Raw genomic sequence first — 502 nt, 5'->3', positions numbered from 1 at the left:
AGCAGCACCGCCACGACCGGGCTGTCCGGCTCGCTGGCGGCCTGCTGCAGCAGTTCGGCGCTGCGGTCGCGGCTGCCGTCGTCGACCAGGATGATTTCCACCTGGCAATCCAGCAGGCGGCAGGCGGCGCAGGTGCGGCGCAGCAGTTCCGGCAGGCTGGCTTCTTCGTTGTAGACGGGGATCACCACGGATACCCGGTCGATGGCATAGGGCTTCATGCACCTTTCTCCAGCAGGTCTTCGATGGCACCGACCACGCGGTCGACGTCGGCGAGGGTCATGTCGGGAAACAGCGGGATGGAGCACAGCCGGGCCGAATTCCATTCGCTGTTGGGCAGCGCCAGCTCCGGCCAGCGCTCGCGGTACCAGGGGTGCAGGTGGGTGGCGGTGAAATGGATGCCGGTGCCGATGCCGCGCGCCTTGAGGCCGGCCATGAAGGCTTCGCGCTCCATTCCGCACCGCTCGGGGCAGATGCGCAGGATGTAGAGGTGCCAGGCGTGGGT

At 67.7% G+C, this 502-nt stretch carries 2 protein-coding genes; both read right to left on the bottom strand.

What is annotated here, in order from left to right; all coding sequences use genetic code 11:
• The coding region (locus PVZ72_RS00385; protein WP_273860904.1) for a glycosyltransferase at positions 1-218 on the bottom strand (218 nt) is incomplete at its 3' end.
• Positions 215-502 (bottom strand): DegT/DnrJ/EryC1/StrS family aminotransferase (locus PVZ72_RS00380; RefSeq protein WP_273860903.1); only part of this gene is annotated, 288 nt, incomplete at its 5' end. The genes PVZ72_RS00385 and PVZ72_RS00380, both read right to left, overlap by 4 nt.

This window comes from Pseudomonas sp. LA5 (assembly GCF_028640825.1).
GTDB classification, from domain to species: domain Bacteria; phylum Pseudomonadota; class Gammaproteobacteria; order Pseudomonadales; family Pseudomonadaceae; genus Chryseomonas; species Chryseomonas aestiva.
This window is presented reverse-complemented; position numbering and strand designations above follow the sequence as displayed.